This window comes from Agrobacterium sp. 22-226-1, from assembly GCF_053522345.1.
On the sequence record NZ_JBNWCP010000002.1, the window covers coordinates 509,289 to 530,729 of the forward strand.

Sequence of the window (21,441 nt, forward strand, 5' to 3'; positions counted from 1 at the left end):
TGGTTAGGCAGCCTTGCTGACCGGAACGGGCAGCGGTGAGAAAGGAATGTCCGGATAGCCGAAGGCCGCCGGCCCGACGACCTCAAGCGCGCGGGCGCTGCGCAGCAGGTCGTGACAGGGAATGGCGATGACGGCCACGCGCTGGCCGTAGCGCAGCACTTCGGTGGTGATCGGATAACCCGTGTCGACATCGAGCAGAACGATCAGATCGGGCACCGTCACTTCCACCTTGCCGTCACGGGAAAACAGCAGAAATTCGTTCTGGATGGCGACGCCCGCCGTCTGGCCGGCGCAGTCGTCGAAACCGGACAGCGTGAGATCGCCGACCGCGAAACCGCCGCGCAGATGGCGCTTCAGATCGGTGATCTTGCCGTTGAAGATGCGCCGCCCGCCTTCGAGCGCGCAGACTGCAGCAATAGGGTCTTCCTGCTGCTTGCGGGCACGGATCACCGCCTCACCGATGGCAATGGCCTTGGTGTAGGTTTTCGGAATGCCATACTGGTGCACGTAGTGCGCCTGCATCGGCGCGGTCGCCAGCATCGCGCCACCGCCCTGCGAGACGACGCAAGCGCGTGCCATACGCTCGTGCCAGACCTCGGAAACGGCATGGCTGAAGATGACGGCATTACCGTGCAGATCGCACATCACCGAGGGCGTGGAACTATGGCCATAGATGGAGAAGGTGGTCATCTGCATTTCCGGGAAAGCCCGGCCCATGCCATCGCAATCGAGGATCGGCAGGCCGCCCAGCGCCGCCGTCACCAGCGGGTTCATGGAATTGGAACCGCCGATTTCCTCGCAGACGATGGCGTCAACTGGCGTGCGGATCAGCTCTTCCATCGCCCGCAGGCAACGCAGGCCTTCACGGCCTTCGCGAATGCGCTCGACGCCGACGACAGGCGCGCCGATACCGCCGATGGACATGCAGAGCGCGTCCGGCTCGATGGCGTCGGTTGCGAGAATCTTCATCTCGTAGCCGGCCTTCATGGCCTCCAGCGCCAGAAGCTTGCCGAGATACGGATTGCCGCCGCCGCCCGTGCCGAGAATGCCGGCGCCGATTTCCAATGCGTCCAGGTCCTCACGGGTCAGCGTCCGCAATGCCGCTTCGTCATATTTCAGCTTGCGTGTCTCAGCCATGATTGGCTCCCATTTCTCCAACAACTTTCACATGAATGCGGGTGGCGTTGCCGGGCAGGTAAGCCAGCGGCATATCCTCGCGCTCGATCACTTCGAGCGTCGCGGCAATCGCGCCGGCGGCAACCGCCTTTTCGCGGGCCTCCGCTTCTGCCTCAGCCAGTGCGCTCTCGCGCGTGCGTCCATCGACGAGTGAGAAGACCCGGTCGGTCTCACCGCTGATCTGCGCAATGGCCGCGCCAACGGCATTGGCCACCGCGAAATTCTCAGGCCGGATAACCTCAAGATCACCGATGCGATCCGGCATCAGGATGGAACCGCCGCCAACGGCGATAACCGGCACCGGTGACGATGAGATGCGGCTGCGCTCCACGCAGGCTTCAAGCATGTCGTTGATCTTGTTGACGGCAGCATCCACGAGCTTTTTATCAAGGCTGGAGACCAGCCTTTTCTCGCCAACATCGGCCTTGCCTGAGGCAACCGCGATATCGGTCGCCGTCAGGGTCGAGCCACCGAAGCAGAGCGCTTCGCGGCGAACGCGGTAACCGACGGATTTCGGCCCGACAGTCAGGCCATGGTCGCCATTGACCACGAGGGAACCGCCGCCGAGACCGATGGAAAAGACGTCGGGCATGCGGAAATTGGTCCGCACGCCGCCAATATCCACCGTGGTCGAGGCCTGTCGCGGGAAGCCGTGCGAAAGCGAGCCGACGTCCGACGTGGTGCCGCCCACATCCACGACGACGGCATCCTTGAGACCGGTGAGGAAGGCCGCACCGCGCATGGAGTTCGTCGGACCGGAAGCAAAGGTGAGCACGGGGAAACCGCGCACCACATCAGCGGCCATCAGTGTACCGTCGTTCTGGGTGATATAGAAAGGGCAGGTGATGCCCGCAGCCTTCAGCGCCTCGCCGAAAGCCGCAACCGTGCGGTCGGCAAGCGACAGCAGGCTGGCATTCATGATCGCCGCACTTTCCCGTGCAAGCAGACCGTGACGGCCAATATCCTTGGACATCACCACCGGCAGACCGGGGCAGCGTTCCTGCAGGATTTCCTTCGCCCGCAGCTCCATCGCTTCGTTGATGCCGCTGAAAACGCAGGTGACGGCAGCGGCCTTCAGGCCCTTGGCGCGGATATCGGCGGCGATGCGGACAATCTCGTCCTCATCGAGCGGCGAAATTTCGCGGCCGTCGAATTCATAACCGCCGCGCACCTGATAACCGTGATTGCCGACGATTTCCCGGAGGTCATCCGGCCAGTCGACCATGGGCGGCAGGCCGGCGCCGGACGGCAGGCCGAGCCGGATGGCTGCAACCTCGTCCATATGCCGACGCTCGATCACCGCATTGGTGAAATGTGTGGTGCCGATCATCACGGCACCGATGCGCGCCCTGTCTATGCCCGATGCCTCGATGACCTTTTCAAGGGCTTCGATGACGCCTGACGTCACATCCTCTGTCGTGGAGGCCTTCACCCCCGCCAGAACGGTTTTATCCTGCAACACAACGGCATCTGTATTCGTGCCGCCGACGTCAATTCCAACGCGATACACGTCAGGCTCCTCTTTCATAAATCGGTCGATTTAACGAGGAAGCGCATGCGCTCCTCCTCGGTCACCGTGGGTTTGAGACGTTCTTCCTCGTCAGTGACGACGGGGATGGCCGCGATCAGGGCGCGGGTATAGGGATGGGCCGGTTCGGCGAAGACCGCCGACGTCACGCCCTCTTCGACAATCTCGCCCCGCAGCATGATCGCGATGCGCGAACAGAAATTGCGCATCAGCGACAGGTCGTGCGAGATCATCAGATAGGTCAGCCCAAGCTCCTCACGCAGCTGCAGCAGAAGGTCGATAACCGTCTTCTGCACGGACACATCGAGTGCGGCCGTTGGCTCATCGAGGATGAGAATTTTCGGCTCGGCCGCCAACGCCCGGGCAATCGCCACACGCTGCTTCTGGCCGCCGGACAGCTCATGCGGATATTTGCCGAGATAGGATTGCGGCAGCCGCACCAGCCCCATCAGTTCCTGCATGCGGTTTTCACGCGCCTGCCCATCCATGCCGATGGATTTCAGCGGCAAGGCAAGCGTCTGTTTCACCGTGCGCTTCGGATTAAGCGAGGTGCCCGGGTTTTGATAGACGATCTGCGTCAATCGCTTGCCGCGCGCAGGCGCGGGAGCGTCAATGACAAGATTGCCGGAGGTCGGGCGTGAAAGGCCCATGATCATACGGGCGACGGAAGTTTTGCCGGAGCCGGATTCACCCGCCAGGCCGAATACCTCGCCTTCCTTCAGCGTCAGATTCACATCCCGCACGGCGTGATAACCGTTGCGCCGACCATAAATCTTGTTCAGCCCTTTGATGGTGACGATGGGCGAACGCGTGCTCTGCGCCAGATCGGTCACGCGCGGGCCATAAAGCGGCGGCACTGCATCCAGAAGCGAGCGCGTGTAATCCTCTGCGGGGCTATGGAGGATTTGCGCGCAGGGTCCGGTCTCGACGATATCGCCGTGGTGCATGACCACGACCCGATCCGCTACCTTGCGCACGACACCGAGATTGTGGGTGATCATCAAGAGCGCCATGTTTTCTTCGGCGACCAGCTGGTTGATGAGATTGAGGATTTCATCCTGCGTCGTCACATCAAGTGCCGTGCCCGGTTCGTCCGCGATCAGGAGCTTCGGCTGATGCAGCAGGGCAAGCCCGATCAACACGCGCTGGCGCATGCCGCCCGAAAGTTCGGACGGATAGGCGTTCATCACCCGCTCGGTGTCAGCAAGCTGCACCCGGCGCAAAACGGCTGCGATGCGGTTGCGGCGCTCCGCCTTGGACGAGTTGATACCATCGCGTTTGTCGGCAAAGCGCATGACATCATCGAGATGGGTGCCGATCTTGAAGACCGGATTGAAGGACGATAGCGGGTCCTGCATGATCAGCGAAAACGCCGTTCCCTTCAGCGCCTCACGTTCTCTGCGCGGCAGGGCAAGCACGTCGCGGCCATCGATGATAATGGCGCCGGAGGTGATCGCGGCATTCTTCGGCAGGGTGCCGATAATCGCCTTGGCCGTGACCGATTTGCCCGATCCGGTTTCGCCGATCAGCGCCACACGCTCACCGGCGGCAACCGTGAAGGCGACATCGCGCAGCACCTGCCGGGTGCGGCCGTAATTGGTGAAGGTGACGTTGAGATTTCCGACCTTGAGAAGCGGTTCAGTCATGGCCTTAGCTTTCCACGTCGAACATGTCGCGCAGGCCGTCGCCCAGCAGATTGAAACCCAGCGTCACGTAAAGCACGGCCGCGCCGGGGCAGAGCACTTCCCACCAGAAATCCGGCATGAACTGGCGCCCGTCGGCGACCATCGATCCAAGATCAGGGGTCGGCGGCTTGACGCCGAAACCGAGGAAGCTGAGCGTCGCGCCGAACAGAATGACGAAGGCGGCATCGAGCGTGGTCTTGACCGATATGACCGATACGCAATTGGGCAGGATTTCGCGAAAGAGGATGTGCAACGGCCCGGCGCCGGCAAGACGCGCCGCCTCGATGTAGTCTTCGGACGCAATGGACTTCGACACCGAATAGATCAGCCGTGCATGCCAGGTCCACCACAGAAGGGTGATCGCGATCATGGCGTTCATCAGCGTCGGCTCCAGAAGGTTGGAGACCGCCAGCGCCATGACGAGCGGCGGCATGGCCAGCATCACATTCGTCAGGCCGCTGATGAGTTTTTCGGTCCATCCGCCGAAATAACCGGCGATCAGGCCAAGCACCGTGCCGACGGGAACCGAAATACCGAGCACGCCGATGACGAGAAGCAGAGAGACGCGGAGCCCGAAGATGGTGCGGGAAAAGATATCGCGCCCGGCCTTGTCGGTGCCGAACCAGTGCTCCAGATCCGGCGGCATATGGCGGGCGCGGAAATCGACGACCGCGCCGATATGTTTGGGATAGGGCGTGAGCCATGGCGCGAAGACCGCCAGCACCAGCACCGACAGCAGGATCAGCGAGCCGATGACCGCCGCCGGATTGCGGCTGAAGCGATACCACATCATGTAACCGGCGCTTAAGCCCCGATCGGTGGGTTCGAGCATTTTCATATCAGCCATCAGCGAGCCTCCTTGCGGCGCAGGCGCGGGTCGATGATCGAGATCAGGACATCCACGATCAGGTTCGCAACGATGAAGAACAGGCCGGCCACCAGCACCACGGCGGTCACGGCATTGAGGTCTTTCTGCAGGATGGCGTTCAGCCCGTAAGAAGCGAACCCGCCCCAGGCGAAGACCATCTCGATCACGAAGGCATTGCCGATCAGCGACGCGAATTCGAGACCCATGATCGTCAGCGGCGCGATGGAAGAGAGCTTCAGCAGGTAACGGAAGATGATGACCCGCTCCGGCACGCCGAAGCTTTGCAGGGTGAGCACATGGTCCTTGCGCTGGTTCTCGATCATCGAGGAGCGCGTGATGCGGGTGATCTGGCCGATGCCGGCCATGGAAAGTGCGAAGGCGGGCAGCGCGAGATGCTTCAGCGCATCGAGCACGACGTCGAAACGTCCCGCCAGCATGCCGTCAATGAGGATGAAGCCCGTCGGACCGCCCTGCCAGCCAAGCCCGTGATCGAGCCTGCCGATGATCGGCCAGCCGGAGAGAAACCGGGCGGCCAGCAATTGCAGCGTGATGGCGAAAAGAAAGCTCGGGATCGTGACCCCGGTGAGCGAGAGGATGCGGCCGATATGGTCAAGCGGCCGGTCGCGGTAATGCGCCGTGATGACGCCGAGCGGGATGGCAACGGCAAACATGAAGATGACCGAGACAAGTACCAGCTCCACGGTAGCCGGAACGGTCTGCGCCAGATCGGTAGTCACCGGGCGTTGCGACACCAGCGAGAAACCAAGATCGCCGTGCAGGGCATTGCCGATATAGTCGAGATATTGGACGGCGAGCGGCTTATCGAGGCCCATCTCGCCGCGCAGCGCATCCACCTGCTCCTGCGTTGCCGCAGGGCCGAGCGCCATGCGGGCGGGATCGCCCGGCACCACGCGGGCCAGCACGAAAATCATGATGGACAGGGCGATCATGACCAGCACGAAGGTGCCGAGCCTGTTCAAAATCGCGACCAGCGGATGTTGCTGCATCGGTGGAACGTTCCTTGTGCTCGGTTGCGTGAGCACAAGTTTTCACCACATGTCCGTTTGAACAATCTGGAAAAGGTATAGTTTTTTAAAAGATGAGTATAGGTTTTTAAGATTAAATCCCCTATCCCTTTGCGAATGACGCTCCTTCCCCGCACCCACCTCTGCCGCCGCATTGCCAGCGAAACCGCCGGCGTGGTCTTTCTGCGCGCACCTGCGGGTGCGGGAAAAAGCGTGTTGCTGGAAATGCTCGCAAAAGAGCTAGGAAGCGAGGTGTGCCGCACGCACCAGCCGCGAAGTGACGAGGCCACGAATGGCTGTCTCCTGTGGGATGTGCCGGTTTTCGCGCGGGCAGCCCGCATGCCCGCCGCCATTCTGGAGGCGGTGCGTCTGGTGGTCATCGCCTGCCGGCCGGATCAGCGGATCAGCGGACTGGCCCGGCAAATCCTGCATCGCGGTTCGCTTACCATCGGACCGAATGAACTGCTTCTTGGTGAGGACGAGGTGAAAGACCTGCCACCTGAGCAGAAACGTCTCGCACTCCACGACTATGCGGGTTGGCCGGCTTTTCTCTCACTGGCGCGTTTTCCGAATGAAACGCTGTGTGTCGACTATCTGCGGGAAAACTACCTGCCGCATCTTTCTCCCGCCCAGACGGTTGAGCTTTCGTTCTGGCTGGAAAACCCTTCTGCGGAACCCGAGGCGGACTGGACCGAACTGCTGCCGCCTTTCCTCACTGGAAATCCCGACAGCCACCCCACCCTGATACGTCTTCTGGGCGTGGCTGCACGGGAACGTCTCGCCACCCTGCAGGCAGGCAGCGCCGTGGTGGAGGTCGCATCGGCTTTCGAAAAGGAAGGCCGGGCGCTTGCGGCCATGGCGATGCTGCTTGACCGTGGTTATGAGACCCATGCGGCGCAAATCCTGGAACGCGCCCATGGCCGTGAGCTGATCTATCGAAGCAGCGTCGACAGGTTTCGCGAGATCATCATGCGGTTTTCGCAGGATATGATCGCAACGAATGAAACCGTGCTCTTCGCCGTTACCCGCGCCCTGCTGAAACAGGGCGAATTGCAGCGCGTGCGCCATTTGCTCGGTAAGAGCCTCGGTTCGGACTATCTCGATCCACTGAAGGTGCTTGCCCGTGGCTCGCGGTTTTCCTTCGCGGCCCGCACCTTCCGGCTGAACCTGATGATTGCCGAAGACCTGACGCCCAATGACGCGGTGATAACCCGTCTCGCCGAGTTCATGGCCGACTACCCCATGGACGACCACGGCAAATGGGCGGCCTATTACAATGCGCTGCTGGAATTCGAAATCCGCCGCCGCAATTTCCGCGAGGCCGAGGCGGCCGCCGCACGCGCTCTGATCTATCTGCGCAAGATGGGCGGACAGCCCCTGCTGGAATTCTTTATCCATCTGCACCAGATCGTGCTGCGGTTGATGAGCGGCGATATGCTTCTGGCCCGCCGGGCGGCGCAGGAGGCGCGCGCACGGCTGGAACAGGTGCCGCATGATGCCGTACAGGAGTTCCGGATGTTGCGGCTGGCGGAAGCCTGCCTTGCCTATGAAGCGGGAAAACCGCGCGACCTGCTGCATTTCGTCGAGCACGAATTCGATCACTTCGCCGCTGCCGAAATCTGGCCGAGCCTGATGCAGTTTGCCCTGTTTTACGCCTCGCAGGTGCTGATCGACCATTTTCCGATGACCGTGCGTCCGGGCTTTCTCGACGGCCTGTGGATCCATCTTTCGGAAGGGCTGCAATTCCATGCGATGATGGAGATCAGGACGGCCATCGCCTATCAGAACGCCAACCGGTGGGCGGATGCGGCCGCAACGCTTTCGGCGATCCGCATGCCCATGGGCCGCAACTGGGTGGAGAGCGCGCATGAAGATCTTTCCCGGCTGACGCGGCGCGATGAGATCGCCTATGTCATGGCCTGGCTGCGCGATGCGGTGCATCTTTTCACACCGCGCGCCTATCTCTCCCGCCAGATCGACGCGATGATTGCCAATCCCAAGGTCACCAACCGCGAGAAGGTCGCGCTGAGAATCTGGCAGAGCTACGCCGCGCACCAGCGCCGCGACAACGCCGCCGCCCGCGCCCATATCCTCACCGCTCTTGAATCGGCAACCCGCCTTGGCTGCAATGGCGTCCTGTCGGAAGAACGCGTATTCCTGTCGCCGCTTCTGAACAATCGCCGCATCCGCAGTTTCATCGAAACCTCTTCCGATGTCCGCGCCGCGTTGTCGATTTTCGCCGCCTCGGTGAATTCACCGCAGGCGCGCGCCCTGCATGGCGGGCTTTCGCAGCGGGAGGCGCAGATGCTGCAACTGCTGGCCAGCGGCATGTCGAACAAGAAGATCGCCCAGACACTCAATATCTCAGAAGTGACGGTGAAGTTTCACCTCGGCAACCTGTTCCGCAAGCTGGATTGCAAACGCCGCGCGGAGGCGATCCGCGCGGCGAAAGCACTGGGTTGGCTATGAAAAGGCTCAGCGGTTGTTCTTCTTGCGCCATTCGGCAAAAGCCGTCTGGTGTTCTTCCTTGGTGCAGGGGTAAAGCCCGATGATCGTCTGGCCTGCCTTGACCTGCTCCACCACGAAATCTTCGTAAGCCGTCATTTCCACAGCCTCGGTCGCCACGTCGTCGGCAATGCCCGCCGGGATGACGATAACGCAATCGGCATCACCAACAATGATATCGCCCGGAAAGACCGGCGCATCGCCGCAGCCGATCGGACCGTTGATCTCGATTGCCTCGTGTTTGGTCAGGTTAGTGGGGCTCGAAGGGCGGGTGTGGTAGGCGGGAATATCCAGCTCGGCGATAGTGGCGGCGTCACGAAAACCGCCATCGGAAACGATGCCGGCGCCGCCGCGAACCATCAGGCGGGTTACCAGAATATCGCCGGCCGAGGCCGCGGTCGCATCCTTGCGGCTGTCCATGACAAGCACATGGCCCGGGGGGCAGGTTTCGATGGCGACGCGCTGCGGATGGGCGGGATTGCGGAATTCGACGAGCTGGTTGCGGTCTTCGCGTGCGGGCATGTAACGCAGCGTAAATGCCGGCCCGACCATGTTCTTGCCCTTGTAACCAAGCGGGCGCACGCCCTGAATGACCTGGTTGCGCAAACCCCGCTTGTAAAGCGCCGTCGCCAGCGTAGCGACGGAAATCGTCATCAGTTTTTCGCGCGTTTCATTGTTCATGTCTGTCTCCTCGCAATGGCGGATGGATGTGTTTCAAGTCTTGTGAATGGGTTCGTCTGTGAAGATGCCGCCCTGATATTTTGCGATCGCGGCCTCGGGATCGGGCCGTGGCAAATCGCGTTCGATTTCCGCACGGTAGCGCGCGGCATTGTCGCGGCGCTGCCAGCCGAGAAAATCGACATGGGAATTGTCCCACCAGCTGTCGTCATTGGCGGAAACGCCCCAGATAACCGGGCAGCCGAGTTTCTGCACGCGGAAGGTGGCCTCGATCAGCGAGACGAAGTCGCCGTAGCTGAGCCAGGTCGACAGCATCCGCCAGTTGGTGGGCTTTTCTTCGCACGACCCGATACGGACGATGGCCGTCTCCTGGCCAAATTTGGAGTGGTAGAGACTTGCCATCGCCTCACCGAAAATCTTCGAGACGCCATAAAGGCCATCCGGCAGGAAAGGCGTTTCCGGCTCGAGCTGTTGTCCCTGTGGGTAATAACCGATCGTGTGGTTGCTGGAGGCGAAGAGAATGCGCGGCAGGCCGTTTTGTCTCGCCGCTTCGTAAAGATTGTAGACGCCGCGAAGATTGGCGGCCTCGATGGGATCAAAAGCCTTTTCCACCGAAATACCGCCGAGATGGACGATGCCGTCGCAGCCCTTCACCAGTTCATGAACCGCCGCTTCGTCTTCGAGCCGGCAGCGAAAAAGCTCCTCATGGGGGGCTGCCTCACCGAGATCGACGACATCCGAAAGGCAGATGGTCTCGGCGACATGGCCAAGTCGTCCGCGCAACATGCTGCCCAGCTTGCCGCCGGCGCCTGTGATGAGCAATCGCTTCAACATGATGGCGTCCTCAGAAAATATCGGGCTCGCCGGCGGTGCGGCCGAAATCCGTCTGCAGGAAGTCGAAATCGCAGCCTTGATCGGCCTGGGTGACATGCTTGGAGAAGAGATAACCATAACCGCGTTCATAACGCGGTGCTGGCGCCTGCCAGGCGGCGCGGCGGCTGGCGATTTCCTCTTCGCTGACCAGCATGTCGAGACGACGCTGCGGCAGGTCGAGGCGGACGATATCGCCGGTCTTCAGAAGCGCGAGCGGCCCGCCGACGAAGCTTTCCGGCGCGACATGCAGTACGCAGGCGCCATAGGAGGTGCCGGACATGCGGGCATCGGAAATGCGCACCATGTCGCGGTGACCCTTCTTGATCAGCGCCTTGGGGATGGGAAGCATGCCCCATTCCGGAAAACCGGGGCCGCCGAGCGGACCGGCGTTGCGCAGCACCAACACATGGTCGGGCGTCACGTCGAGATTCTCATCATCGATGGCGGCCTTCATTTCGGGGTAGCTGTCAAACACCAGCGCCGGACCCTGATGCACATGCAGTTTGGGATCGCAGGCGGCAGGCTTTATGACGGCACCGTCAGGGCAGAGATTGCCACGCAGCACCGCAAGCGATCCTTCCGCATAGACGGGATTATCGAGCGAGCGGATGACGTCGTCGTTGTAGACCTTCGCACCCTCGAGGTTTTCGCCCATGCTGCGGCCGGTCACGGTCAGCACGGAACAGTCTAGACGACTTTCCAGCTGCTTCATCAGCGCCCTGAGACCGCCAGCGTAAAAGAAGTCCTGCATTAGATAGTCCTTGCCGGAAGGGCGGACATTGGCGATGAGCGGCGTGACGCGGCCAAGTTCGTCCAGCTCGTCCAGCGTCATCGGCACACCGGCACGGCGCGCCATGGCGATGAGGTGCACGACGGCATTGGTGGAACAACCCGTCGCCATGGCGACGATGGCGGCGTTGCGGAACGCTGCCGCTGTCAGTATCTGGTTTGGTGTCAGGTCTTCCGACACCATCTCGACAATGCGGCGGCCGCAGGCGGCGGACATGCGCTGATGTTCGGAATCGACCGCGGGAATGGAGGAGGCACCCGGCAGGGTGATGCCGAGCGCATCGGCAATGGCCGTCATGGTCGAGGCCGTGCCCATCGTCATACAGACACCGGCAGAACGGGCGATGCCGCCCTGCACGCCACGCCATTCCTCGTCCGTGACATTGCCTGCGCGGCGCTCATCCCAATATTTCCACGCGTCCGAACCCGAGCCTAGCACCTTGCCAGCATAATTTCCGCTCAACATCGGGCCGGCGGGCAGGTAGATCATCGGCACGCCGGCCGAGATTGCCCCCATGACGAGGCCCGGCGTCGTCTTGTCGCAACCGCCCATCAGCACCACGCCATCGAGCGGATGCGAGCGGATCATTTCTTCCGTCTCCATGGCCAGCATGTTGCGATAGAGCATCGATGTCGGCTTGGTGAAGCTCTCATCGACGGAAAGCGACGGCATTTCGACGGGGAAACCACCGGCCTGCAACACGCCGCGTTTCACATCCTGCACGCGCTCCGGAAAGTGCGAATGACAGGTGTTGAGCTCCGACCAGGTGTTTAGGATGCCGATGACGGGTTTGCCGATAAAATCCTCCTCCGCATAACCCAGCTGCATCATGCGCGAGCGGTGGCCGAAGCTGCGCAGGTCATCAGGTGCGAACCAGCGGTCGGAACGGAGTTTTTTATCGGTCATGTCATTGGTCCTGCGTTGCGGGTGGTGCCTGAGGCTGTCAGTCCTGCCGGAGCGTCAGCCCGCTCGTCGTGTCGAAAAGGTGGACGTGTTGAAGTGGCGCCGACAGGCGGATGACTTCGCCCGCCGATGTCGAGGTCTGGCCGGAAAGATGCAGTGTCACCGGGGTGCCGTCACCGAGATTACCGTAGAGATAGGACTCCCCGCCCAGCTGTTCCGCTGTGCGTACGGACATTGTCAACGCGCCGCCTTCGCCCGGCTCCACATGGTTCGGGCGTACGCCAAGCGTCACCTTCTGGCCGGGCTTATAGGCAAAGCCGGTCTGTGGCAGCGGGATAGTCTCGCCCGTCGCGATTTTAAGCGCAGGTGTCGCGTCCGAAGTCACTTCCCCTGCAAAGAAATTCATCTTCGGCGAGCCGATAAAGCCTGCAACGAAAATATTGGCCGGGCGATTATAGAGATCGAGCGGTACGCCGAACTGTTCAAGCTTGCCGGCGCGCAGAACGGCGATCTTGTCGGCCATGGTCATGGCTTCCACCTGATCATGCGTCACATAGATCATGGTATTGCCGAGACGCCGGTGCAGACTGGAAATCTCACCGCGCATATCGACGCGCAGTTCCGCATCGAGGTTGGAAAGCGGTTCGTCGAAAAGGAACACGCGGGGTTCACGCACCACGGCGCGGCCGATGGCGACGCGCTGGCGCTGCCCACCCGACAGATCCTTGGGGCGACGCTCCAGAAGCTGATCGATCTGCAGCATCTTGGCGACTTGGGCGATCTTTTCGGCGATTTCCTTCTTCGGCGTGCCGATATTCTCAAGACCGAAAGAGAGGTTTTCGCGGACCGTCATATGCGGGTAGAGGGCGTAGGACTGGAATACCATGGCAAGGCCGCGGTCCGCAGCCGGCACCGTGTTGACCACATCACCGCCGATGACGATGTCACCACCGCTCAACTCTTCGAGGCCCGAGATCATGCGCAGCAGCGTCGACTTGCCGCAGCCGGATGGGCCGACGAAAACGCAGAATTCGCCGTGCTTGATATCGAGATCGACGCCTTTGATCACATCGAGGGCGCCATATGTCTTTTTGACCTGACGAAGCTCTATACTTGCCATTGTCGTATTTCCTCCCTGAGGATTATTTGCCGCCCGTGGACGCAATGCCGGTGGCGATATATTTTTGCAGGAACATGAAGACCAGCGCGATCGGGGCGAGTGTCAGCACCGTCATGGCCAGAAGATTGCTCCATTCCGTCGTCATCTCGCCCTGGAAGGAGTTGAGCGCCAGCTGCAGGGTGAAGTTGTCGTTGCGGGTCAGCACGATCAGCGGCCAGAGGAAGTCGTTCCAGCGCCACATGATCGCAAGGATCGCGAGAACCGCGAGCGCGGGTGCCGAGAGCGGCAGGATAATGCGCCAGTAGATTTTCCACTCGCTGGCCTTGTCCATGCGCGCCGCATCGAGGATCTCGTCCGGTATCGTCAGCATGTATTGCCGCAGCAGGAAGACGCCTGTTGGTGTTGCCGCGCCGGGAATGATGACGCCCCAGAGACTGTTGATCAAACCGAGCTGGCTGGTGATGAGAAACAGCGGTACAAGCACAACTGTCTGAGGGATCATCAGCGTACCGACCACCAGCGCCAGCACGGCGCCCCTGCCCTTGAACTGATATTTCGAGAGCGCGAAGGCCGCCATGGAATTGACGATCAGCATGATGATGGTCGAGGTCACCGTGATGAAGGTCGAGTTCCAGAAATAGAGCGGGAAATTGAAGCGCTGGAAAAGCTCGGTGTAGTTTTCCGTCGCCAGCGCCACCTTTTCAGCCGGTTTCAGCTCGTTGAACGGCATCTTCAGGACTTCCGCCGGCTTGGCGGGATCAACCACCTGCGCCACGAGGCCGATACGCCTGATCATGCCGAGCTTGCGGCCATCCTTGTCGACATAGGCCGGCAGCGGATTTGGCTGCCCGTCCACCACCATGGTTTCCTGGCTATAGGGCAGCAGCCGTGGCGGAAAGCGCTGGAGATCGGCTTCCGTCTTGAACGAGGAGAGCACGAGCCAAACGACAGGACCGAACATCATCAGCACGGCCACGCCGAGATAGGCGTAGGACAGCCAGTCGGTCCAGTGCAGCTTGCCGTTACGGCCGCGGGTACGGGTCAGAAATGCGCCAATCCTAGCCATCGACCTTGCTCCTGTTTGCCCGGAATTGCAGGGCGGTCAGCACCACGAGCACCACGGCGAGCAGCAGCGAAGCGGCGGCCGCAAGACCGAAATTCCGGGGCGTCCCGGCAAAGCCGGTCTGATAGATGAATTGAATGATGAAGGTCGTCGCCGAACCGGGGCCACCGCCGGTAAAGGCAAAGACTTCATCGAAGGTCTGCACGCCCTTGATGACAGACAGGACGAGAACAACGAGCATGGTGGGCGCAAGCAGCGGCAGGGTAATGCGCCGGAAGATGCGCCATGGGCTTGCCTTGTCCAGCTGCGCCGCCTCATAGACATCGCGCGGGATCGCCTGAAGGCCGGCGAGGAGAATGAGCGTATAGAAGCCCATATGCGCCCAGACCGAAAGGAAAACGGACCAGCCGAAGGCAAGATTGGCCTCGAGCAGCCAGTCCACGGAGCCGAGGCCGAGGCCTTCCATCGCCGCATTAAGAACGCCGAAACGCTGGAGAATCCACTTCCAGATCAGGGCCACGACGACAGGCGACAGCAAAACAGGGAAGAAGAACACCGCACGGAAAAAGCCGCGCGCCCTGATATCGCGGTTCAGCACGATGGCCGTGATCAACGAAAAGCCGACCATGAAACCCACCTGCAGCACGACGAAGAACAGCGTGTTCCAGACGGAGCGCCAGAACAGGTCGCGCGCGCAGGAATTGGGATCAAGGTAATTCTGACAGGAAAGAAGGACCGAAAAGTTTTCGCCGCCCACCGAAGGGCGCTCCGAAAGTAATATGTGTTCGCTGCCGGTCACGGAGTAGGCCATGTTCAGCACGATGGGCAGAAAGGCAAAGACCGCAAAGAGGATCAGGTTGGGCGTCAGAAACACCCAGGCGATCCGACGGTGGCCGAGGACCTTCTGCAGGAAGGAAAAGGGCAGTTCGACAATACCCATGACGGGCGCAAGAAATTTATACATGAGGGTCCTCCTTCGATCCGGCGCGGCGCGGCATGCGCCGCGCCGGAAGGCGATGGATCACTTCGCCTGTTTCAACGCTTCCTCAAGGTCCGCCTTCGCACGGGCCATGGCCTCATCAACGGTGCTTTCACCGACGATGGCCTGCGTGATGCGCTGGACTGAGATGTTGAACATGGCGCGGTTGTTCTTGTAGCCCTGGTAGGCGTAGGCAATCGGGCTGAGACCGGGAATCTGGTCGAGCCAGGCATTCATGGCCTTCTGCGTCGCAGGCGTCGCACCGGTATAGGTCACGCCCTTGTCAGCCACGGACTTGTTGGCCGGAACGTTGCGGGTGCGCACGGTAAAGTCGAGATAGTTCTCGTCCTGAGCGAGGAAGTTCAGGATGTCGGCAACGATCTTCGGGTTTTTGGTCTGCTTGAAACCGACGATGCCGGTGCCGCCGGGCATGCCGGTGCAGGCTGCGCCACCGCAGGGCTGCGGCACGACTTCCCAGTCAAAGGCATCGCCCACCTGGCTGTCAAAACGCGCCGTCTGCCAGCTGCCGGAATAATAATAGACCAACTGGCCGTTGATGAATTCCTGCGCTGCGTCACGGTAGGTATTGCCGCCCTGTCCGGCCCAGACGTCACGCGCCATGGTTCCGTCCTTGTTCCACTCCACGAACTTCTTCACGAACGTCGTGAAGCCTTCATCGACGAGGATCGGCTTGCCGTCAGCATCGAAAATCTTCGCGCCATAGGAAATGGCCGGGCCGGCGATGCGGTGGCCGGAACGGTCAATGGCCATCGGGTAAGGCGTGCCCGTTGCCTTGGCAACAGCATTGGCGGCCTTCGCCCAGTCGTCCAGCGTCGCATCCTTGCCGGGAACGGCGACGTTCGCCTGATCGAACAGGGTGCGGTTGATGAAGGCGCCGGTGATGGTGAGCTGCGTGTGCATGCCGTAGATGCCCTTGTCGTCAGGGCCGCTGCGGTACCATTTCAGCACGTTGGAGAAGTTGTCTTCCCAATATTTCGCGTCCACATAGGGCGTCAGATCAAGATAATAACGGTTGAGGCCGCCAAGATCGGTCACGGTTGCGAAGTCAGGGCCGCTGCCGCCGGCGAGCTGCACAGGCAGGCCTTCCAGCAGTGCCTTGTAGGGCACGACATCGGTGACGATCTTCACATCAGGATGCTGCTTTTCGTAACGCGCAAGAATGTCTTTCAGGATCTCGCAGCCGTTACCGTCATAAGCGCAGGTGAAGCGTACTTCCTGGGCCGCCTGCGCGGCACCGGCAAAGGACGCCGCGCCTATGGCGAGCGCTAGCGCCATGCTGTATTTTCTGGTCATCTGGTTTCCTCCCTTTAGATGATTATGCGTTGGCAGATGCGCGCGGCGCCCAGCCCTTGATCCATTCGCCTTCGGCCGCGTCGGACAGGCGAACCGGCTTTCCTTCCCGGACTGAGCGGTAGATGGCCGTCACGAGTTCGATGGACTGCAAGCCGTCATGAACCGTCACTTCCTTGCCGCCGCGTCCTTCCATCGCGTCGGCAATGGCTTCGACAAACCCGGCAAAGCCGTTTTCGCCATCAGCCACCGTTGCCAGAACGGCGTCGATCTGATCCTGCGTCGTCGGGGCGCGGGCGATGAAACGCCAGGTGTCTTCCGCCGGACGATAGGGCAGCGTGCCGCTTTCCGCCGTGAAGCCCTCAAAGCAGAAGCGCAGGCGCGACGTGTCTTCGGCGGCACCAAGCGTCACCGAGCTGGTTGCCAGCGCACCGCTTTTCATGCGGAAGCTGAGTGCTGCGCAATCTTCGGTTTCGATCTTGTTGACGCGTGTATCGGCCATGGCGAAAACTTCATCGACCGGTCCGAGAACGTGGCAGAGAAGATCATGGGCATGGATGGCGTGACCAAGGATCGCGCCGCCGCATTCACCCTTCCAGGTGCCGCGCCAGGGAATGTCGTAGTAGCTGGCGCCACGGTTCCAATGGACTTCCGAGCTCGCGACAAAGGCCCTGCCGGCAAGACCGGCATCGATCAACGCGCGCAGCTGGCGCATGGCGTGTCCGAAGCGATACTGGAATACGGGAAATACACCGCGGCCGGTCTTCTTGACGGAATCGATCAGCGCATTGGCTTCTTCCAGAGAACGGACCAGCGGCTTTTCGCAGACCACATCCTTGCCCGCCGCGTGCGCCTTCAGCGTCACGGGGAAATGCAGGTGCGGCGGCAGGCAGACGTCGATCAGCTGGATGCTCTCATCGGCCAGAACCTCATCGAGATCGGTGGTGAGATGAATGGAGGTATCATCGCCGGCGACGGAACGGGCGCGCTCGAGATCGAGATCGCAGATCGCCTTGACCACGAAGCGCTTTGGCAGCGCCCGATAGCCGCTCAGATGCTGGGCGCCGATGCCGGCGCCAATAATGGCAACACCAATCATTTCGAGGCTCCCTCAGCCTTGGCCTGTGCCTGCAGCGACAGGTCGCAGACCTTGAAGACGTGTTCCTGCGTCATGGCCGTTTCGGTGCGGTTGCGGATGTCGTCGCAGATGCGGGCGAAATAGGGCAGACCGGCATCGGAGGCATCGATATATTCGCAACGGTCACCATTCACGAGAACTAGGCGGTCGGTGCCTTCGGTGTTGCCGACATCGACATATTTGCGCAGTTCGATGTAGCCCTCGGTGCCGAGAATGGTCAGGCGACCGTCACCCCAGGTCGGCAGCGCATCCGGCGTGTACCAGTCAACGCGAATATAGCCGTGGCCCTTGTCGCCGCGCAGCACCACTTCGCCGAAATCCTGCAGGCCCGGATCGTGCGGGTTGGCGTAATTGGCGACGGTGGCGGACACGATCTCAACCTCGGTCGAACCCGTGAAGAACATGAACTGGTCGATCTGGTGGCTGGCAATGTCGGTGATGATACCACCGTAGGCTTCGCGCTCGAAGAACCACTTCGGGCGAATCTGGCGGTTCAGGCGGTGCGGGCCGAGGCCGACAGTCTGGATGACGCGGCCGATGGCGCCCTGCGCAACGAGTTCGGCAGCCTTGGTCACGCTTGGCACTTCGAAGCGCTCGGAGAAATCCACGGTCCAGATGCGCTTTGTCTTTGCCACCGTCTGGCGCAGGCGGTCGAGCTGTTCGAATGTGGTGCAACCGGGCTTGTCGGACATGACATCCTTGCCGGCTTCCATGGCGGCAATCGCGAGATCAGCGCGCTTTGACGGGATGTCGGCGATCACAACCAGATCAATCGAGCCGTCAGCCAGCAGCGCCTCTTTCGATGCTGCGCGCGGCACATCCGGGAAGCGCTTGACGAAGCCTTCCACGACATCGGGCTCGCCTTCCGTCCACCAGCCGGCAAATTCGGCGCCGGCATCCAGCAGGTTCTGGGCCATGCCGAAAATGTGCCGGTGCTCAATACCGAGAGCGACGAACTTGATTGCTTTACTCATCCTGCAGTTCCACTTCCTTGCCGGTGTCGGCCGAGTTGATGATCGCGTCGATCAATCTGTGAGACAAAAGAGCCGCTTCACCGGTGACGACCGGCGGGCGTCCTGAAGAGATGGCGTCTGCGAAATCATCGAAGACGCCCTGATGCCATTCATGCGTGAAAGCCATGGGGTCGGCGCCGCCGCCCGTGCCAGCGGCAGCGCCGCCAAAAGTCTCCTGCCGGCCATCGCGCCAGTCGAGATGCAACAGACCCGAAGCGAGCCTCAGGCTGGCATTGTCGAAATGCAGGAGTATTGATTCCGCAGCGCCGGGGAAACTTGCGGTACTTGCAACGAGCGAGCCGACAGCGCCGTTCTTGAAACGCAGCCCGGCAGACACATAATCTTCGGTTTCCATACGGTGGAAACGCGTCGTCGCAGCCATGGCCTGCACACGGGCCACCGGCCCCGTCAGGCTCAATGCCAGATCGATCGTATGAATTGCCTGGGAGATCAGAACACCGCCGCCATCGCGCGCCAGCGTGCCTCGGCCGGGCTCATCATAATAGGATTGCGCGCGCCACCACGGCACGGAGATTTCGCAGAGGCCCAGCGCCCCGAGCGTGCCGCCATCAACGAGTTCACGGGCTTTTTGCGATGCAGCCCGCATGCGGTGCTGGAAGATAATGCCGAGAGTAACACCTGCCTCGCGACACAGGGCGACGAGACCCTCTGCTTCCTGCGTATTGCGAGCGACGGGCTTCTCCATCAGGATATGCTTGCCCGCTTTCGCCAGTTTCCCGACGATATCAGTACGGGCATTTGGCGGTGTTGCGATGATGGCGAAATCGACATCCGTATCGCGCGCCGCCTCCTCAACTGAGGAATAAACCGCAACTTCATATCCGGTATGTTTCGAGGCTTCGGCGGCCAGCGCCTTGGCGCGGCCGGAACCCCCATCGACTATGCCTTTCAGGCGAATTTTTTCAGGGCTTGCCGCACAGGCAAGCACATGCGTCTTCGCTACCATTCCGGCACCAACGATGACGCAGGTCTTGATATTTTGCATTTCGGGAGCCTCCTTCCCAATGCCCAATCATTTGCATACCGGTATGCCGGTTGTCAACAGACTTGTGTTCCGGTATACCGGTTATGAAAACGCTGGAGGGTATATGCCGAAAATTCCCGTAACAGGTGGCACCGTGCCGACAATGGAACGGCTGGATCTTAACCGTCCGGTCGTGGACCAGATCTATTCCGCGCTGAAATCGGCCATCCTTTCCCGGGAGCTTTTTCCCGGCCAGGCGGTTTCGGAGAACGAGATCGGACAGTTGTTCAATTCCAGCCGCACGCCGGTGCGCGAAGCGCTGAGCCGCCTGCGGGATGACGGCCTGATCGTTACCCTGCCAAGCCGCGGCACCTATGTCTCCAGATTATCGGAAAAGCACATTCGCAGCGCGCAATTCATCCGCGAGGCGCTGGAGGTCGCTGCGGTTTGCAGGCTGTGCCAGATCGGCATAACGGCGGAGGCCGAGCAGGAGATCGAACACGCCCTCACCGGCCAGCGCGCAGCCATGCACCGCGGAGACAGAAAGGCTTTCCGTGTGCATGACGACCAGTTCCACAGCGCGCTTGCCGCCGCGACGGGGCTTGAGAGGCTGGAGACGCTGTTGATCCGCGAGAAGGCGGGGCTGGACCGCCTGCGCGCGCTCGCCATCACCGACGAGGCGCATATGGCGCGGCTGCTCTCCGAACACGAGGCGGTTTACGATGCGATCAAGGCCGGGGACGAAGCCCGTGCGACCGAGGGTTTGCGCAAGCACCTGAGACGCGTCCTCGGCATTCTTTCGCAGGTTTTCGAGAACCACCAGGACTATTTCGAATAATTCTGCGCCATCATTTTCAACGGTTCGAGCATCATGAATACGGCAACTCCCGAAAAAGCGCTTGCCATGTCGCAGGCGAAACTTCTGTGCGACACGATGAGCACACTTGCGGAATCCCCCGTTTGGGACGAGCGGCGACAGGTGCTTTTCTGGTGCGATATACTCGGCAGGACGGTGCGGTCCGCAGCGCTCGAGCCCGGCCTTTATCGCGAATGGGCGTTTCCCCATACGGTGTCGAGTCTCGGTCTCTGTCGGAACGGCGACCTCGTCGTCGCCTGCGGCATGGATATTGTCATCCTCGATCCGGAGAGCGGCAAAACACGCCTTCTCCACTCCCTGCCGTCACCGGACGGCATTCCTTGCCGGCTGAACGACGGACGGATCGGCCCCGACGGCGCCTTCTGGGTGGGAACCATGCACAACGTGCCACTCGCGGACATGGAGCCCCATGGTGAACTTTGGCGGATCACCGAAAAAAGCGCCGAGCGCATGCAGACCGGCCTGACATGCCCGAACGGCCTCGCCTTTTCCCCGGACGGCTCCATCATGTGGCAGAGCGATTCCGTCCAGAAATGGATACGCCGGCGAAAATTCGACAGCAGGAACGGCACATTCGATGAGGGCGTGCTGGTGGCCCGGATGACGGAAGAGACGGGAAGACCGGATGGCGGCTGTCTCGACAGCAGCGGCACCTATTACAGCGCGGGCGTTTCCGCCGGCCTGTTGAACGTTTTCACGCCAGACGGCAGGCATGCGGAGGTGCTCGCAGCGCCCGTCCCGCACCCCACCATGCCGTGCTTCGGAGGACCTGATTTCAGCATCCTTTTCCTGACATCACACCGCCACAACATGTCCGAAGACCGGCTGGCGAAAGCACCGTTTTCAGGCGGCGTCTGGGCGATCCCGACACAGACGAAAGGCTTTGCCGCCTTCCGTTTTGGTGAAGGCGGATAAAGCCCGGAA

General features: G+C 61.1%; 18 protein-coding genes. 3 read left to right on the top strand and 15 right to left on the bottom strand.

Annotation, left to right across the window (positions count from 1 at the left end; all coding sequences use genetic code 11):
* Positions 1-3: 3 nt before the first annotated feature.
* Genes ACQZ5K_RS05260 through ACQZ5K_RS05280 form a run of 5 tightly spaced genes read right to left on the bottom strand, consistent with a single transcriptional unit; the run spans position 4 to position 6,264 of the window.
* Positions 4-1,137 carry a DUF917 domain-containing protein gene (locus ACQZ5K_RS05260; protein WP_004438394.1) on the bottom strand — a complete coding sequence of 378 codons (1,134 nt, stop codon included), beginning with the start codon at positions 1,135-1,137 and terminating at the stop codon, positions 4-6.
* Positions 1,130-2,686, bottom strand: a complete 1,557-nt coding sequence (locus tag ACQZ5K_RS05265) for a hydantoinase/oxoprolinase N-terminal domain-containing protein (protein WP_448739786.1) — start codon at positions 2,684-2,686, stop codon at positions 1,130-1,132. Before ACQZ5K_RS05265 ends, ACQZ5K_RS05260 begins: the two co-directional genes overlap by 8 nt.
* A 14-nt stretch (positions 2,687-2,700) precedes the next feature.
* Positions 2,701-4,350 carry a nickel ABC transporter ATP-binding protein NikE gene (gene nikE / locus ACQZ5K_RS05270; RefSeq protein ID WP_448739787.1) on the bottom strand — a complete coding sequence of 550 codons (1,650 nt, stop codon included), beginning with the start codon at positions 4,348-4,350 and terminating at the stop codon, positions 2,701-2,703.
* A gap of 4 nt (positions 4,351-4,354) precedes the next feature.
* Complete coding sequence (locus ACQZ5K_RS05275; RefSeq protein WP_020813268.1) at positions 4,355-5,236, bottom strand: ABC transporter permease; 882 nt, start codon at positions 5,234-5,236, stop codon at positions 4,355-4,357.
* Positions 5,236-6,264, bottom strand: a complete 1,029-nt coding sequence (locus tag ACQZ5K_RS05280; protein ID WP_448739788.1) for an ABC transporter permease — start codon at positions 6,262-6,264, stop codon at positions 5,236-5,238. Before ACQZ5K_RS05280 ends, ACQZ5K_RS05275 begins: the two co-directional genes overlap by 1 nt.
* A 135-nt stretch (positions 6,265-6,399) precedes the next feature.
* Between ACQZ5K_RS05280 and ACQZ5K_RS05285 the strand changes: the two genes are divergently transcribed.
* Positions 6,400-8,751: a response regulator transcription factor gene (locus ACQZ5K_RS05285; RefSeq protein WP_448739789.1), complete on the top strand. Its 2,352-nt coding sequence runs from the start codon at positions 6,400-6,402 to the stop codon at positions 8,749-8,751.
* A gap of 6 nt (positions 8,752-8,757) precedes the next feature.
* Here the strand turns inward: ACQZ5K_RS05285 and ACQZ5K_RS05290 are convergent, their stop codons facing one another.
* Genes ACQZ5K_RS05290 through ACQZ5K_RS05335 form a run of 10 tightly spaced genes read right to left on the bottom strand, consistent with a single transcriptional unit; the run spans position 8,758 to position 19,661 of the window.
* Complete coding sequence (locus ACQZ5K_RS05290) at positions 8,758-9,468, bottom strand: ribonuclease activity regulator RraA (RefSeq protein WP_065657222.1); 711 nt, start codon at positions 9,466-9,468, stop codon at positions 8,758-8,760.
* Positions 9,469-9,501: 33 nt separating this feature from the next.
* Positions 9,502-10,299 carry an NAD-dependent epimerase/dehydratase family protein gene (locus tag ACQZ5K_RS05295; RefSeq protein ID WP_448739790.1) on the bottom strand — a complete coding sequence of 266 codons (798 nt, stop codon included), beginning with the start codon at positions 10,297-10,299 and terminating at the stop codon, positions 9,502-9,504.
* Between the two features lie 10 nt (positions 10,300-10,309).
* A complete protein-coding gene (araD, locus tag ACQZ5K_RS05300) occupies positions 10,310-12,034 on the bottom strand; it encodes an L-arabinonate dehydratase (RefSeq protein WP_448739791.1) in 1,725 nt (574 codons plus the stop codon).
* 37 nt (positions 12,035-12,071) lie between these two features.
* The gene (locus ACQZ5K_RS05305; protein ID WP_448739792.1) at positions 12,072-13,151 is read right to left on the bottom strand and encodes an ABC transporter ATP-binding protein; all 1,080 of its coding nucleotides are present in this window, start codon (positions 13,149-13,151) and stop codon (positions 12,072-12,074) included.
* A gap of 22 nt (positions 13,152-13,173) precedes the next feature.
* Positions 13,174-14,217 (bottom strand): carbohydrate ABC transporter permease, encoded by a 1,044-nt coding sequence (locus ACQZ5K_RS05310; protein WP_448739793.1) that lies wholly within the window; start codon positions 14,215-14,217, stop codon positions 13,174-13,176.
* A complete protein-coding gene (locus ACQZ5K_RS05315) occupies positions 14,210-15,178 on the bottom strand; it encodes a carbohydrate ABC transporter permease (RefSeq protein ID WP_448739794.1) in 969 nt (322 codons plus the stop codon). The genes ACQZ5K_RS05310 and ACQZ5K_RS05315 overlap by 8 nt, the downstream gene beginning before the upstream one ends.
* 57 nt (positions 15,179-15,235) lie before the next feature.
* Entirely contained in the window at positions 15,236-16,507 is a 1,272-nt protein-coding gene (locus tag ACQZ5K_RS05320) for an ABC transporter substrate-binding protein (RefSeq protein WP_448739795.1), read from the bottom strand.
* Between the two features lie 22 nt (positions 16,508-16,529).
* Entirely contained in the window at positions 16,530-17,603 is a 1,074-nt protein-coding gene (locus ACQZ5K_RS05325) for a Gfo/Idh/MocA family protein (protein ID WP_448739796.1), read from the bottom strand.
* Positions 17,600-18,616: a Gfo/Idh/MocA family protein gene (locus ACQZ5K_RS05330; protein ID WP_137004766.1), complete on the bottom strand. Its 1,017-nt coding sequence runs from the start codon at positions 18,614-18,616 to the stop codon at positions 17,600-17,602. The genes ACQZ5K_RS05325 and ACQZ5K_RS05330 overlap by 4 nt, the downstream gene beginning before the upstream one ends.
* Complete coding sequence (locus ACQZ5K_RS05335; protein ID WP_448739797.1) at positions 18,609-19,661, bottom strand: Gfo/Idh/MocA family protein; 1,053 nt, start codon at positions 19,659-19,661, stop codon at positions 18,609-18,611. Before ACQZ5K_RS05335 ends, ACQZ5K_RS05330 begins: the two co-directional genes overlap by 8 nt.
* A 103-nt stretch (positions 19,662-19,764) precedes the next feature.
* Between ACQZ5K_RS05335 and ACQZ5K_RS05340 the strand changes: the two genes are divergently transcribed.
* Positions 19,765-20,478, top strand: coding sequence for a GntR family transcriptional regulator (locus tag ACQZ5K_RS05340; protein ID WP_065117526.1), 714 nt, complete (start codon positions 19,765-19,767; stop codon positions 20,476-20,478).
* Positions 20,479-20,511: 33 nt separating this feature from the next.
* Positions 20,512-21,432 (top strand): SMP-30/gluconolactonase/LRE family protein, encoded by a 921-nt coding sequence (locus ACQZ5K_RS05345; protein WP_448739798.1) that lies wholly within the window; start codon positions 20,512-20,514, stop codon positions 21,430-21,432.
* Positions 21,433-21,441: the final 9 nt, after the last annotated feature.

What these genes read in the sequence shown, in the direction of transcription:
- ACQZ5K_RS05305 (WP_448739792.1), bottom strand. Translation starts at nt 13,151, where the DNA reads ATGGCAAGTATAGAGCTTCGTCAGGTCAAAAAGACATATGGCGCCCTC.
- ACQZ5K_RS05295 (WP_448739790.1), bottom strand. Translation starts at nt 10,299, where the DNA reads ATGTTGAAGCGATTGCTCATCACAGGCGCCGGCGGCAAGCTGGGCAGC.
- ACQZ5K_RS05285 (WP_448739789.1), top strand. Translation starts at nt 6,400, where the DNA reads ATGACGCTCCTTCCCCGCACCCACCTCTGCCGCCGCATTGCCAGCGAA.
- ACQZ5K_RS05275 (WP_020813268.1), bottom strand. Translation starts at nt 5,236, where the DNA reads ATGGCTGATATGAAAATGCTCGAACCCACCGATCGGGGCTTAAGCGCC.
- nikE (WP_448739787.1), bottom strand. Translation starts at nt 4,350, where the DNA reads ATGACTGAACCGCTTCTCAAGGTCGGAAATCTCAACGTCACCTTCACC.
- araD (WP_448739791.1), bottom strand. Translation starts at nt 12,034, where the DNA reads ATGACCGATAAAAAACTCCGTTCCGACCGCTGGTTCGCACCTGATGAC.
- ACQZ5K_RS05325 (WP_448739796.1), bottom strand. Translation starts at nt 17,603, where the DNA reads ATGATTGGTGTTGCCATTATTGGCGCCGGCATCGGCGCCCAGCATCTG.
- ACQZ5K_RS05320 (WP_448739795.1), bottom strand. Translation starts at nt 16,507, where the DNA reads ATGACCAGAAAATACAGCATGGCGCTAGCGCTCGCCATAGGCGCGGCG.
- ACQZ5K_RS05260 (WP_004438394.1), bottom strand. Translation starts at nt 1,137, where the DNA reads ATGGCTGAGACACGCAAGCTGAAATATGACGAAGCGGCATTGCGGACG.
- ACQZ5K_RS05315 (WP_448739794.1), bottom strand. Translation starts at nt 15,178, where the DNA reads ATGTATAAATTTCTTGCGCCCGTCATGGGTATTGTCGAACTGCCCTTT.
- ACQZ5K_RS05290 (WP_065657222.1), bottom strand. Translation starts at nt 9,468, where the DNA reads ATGAACAATGAAACGCGCGAAAAACTGATGACGATTTCCGTCGCTACG.
- ACQZ5K_RS05335 (WP_448739797.1), bottom strand. Translation starts at nt 19,661, where the DNA reads ATGCAAAATATCAAGACCTGCGTCATCGTTGGTGCCGGAATGGTAGCG.
- ACQZ5K_RS05345 (WP_448739798.1), top strand. Translation starts at nt 20,512, where the DNA reads ATGAATACGGCAACTCCCGAAAAAGCGCTTGCCATGTCGCAGGCGAAA.
- ACQZ5K_RS05310 (WP_448739793.1), bottom strand. Translation starts at nt 14,217, where the DNA reads ATGGCTAGGATTGGCGCATTTCTGACCCGTACCCGCGGCCGTAACGGC.
- ACQZ5K_RS05340 (WP_065117526.1), top strand. Translation starts at nt 19,765, where the DNA reads ATGCCGAAAATTCCCGTAACAGGTGGCACCGTGCCGACAATGGAACGG.
- ACQZ5K_RS05280 (WP_448739788.1), bottom strand. Translation starts at nt 6,264, where the DNA reads ATGCAGCAACATCCGCTGGTCGCGATTTTGAACAGGCTCGGCACCTTC.
- ACQZ5K_RS05330 (WP_137004766.1), bottom strand. Translation starts at nt 18,616, where the DNA reads ATGAGTAAAGCAATCAAGTTCGTCGCTCTCGGTATTGAGCACCGGCAC.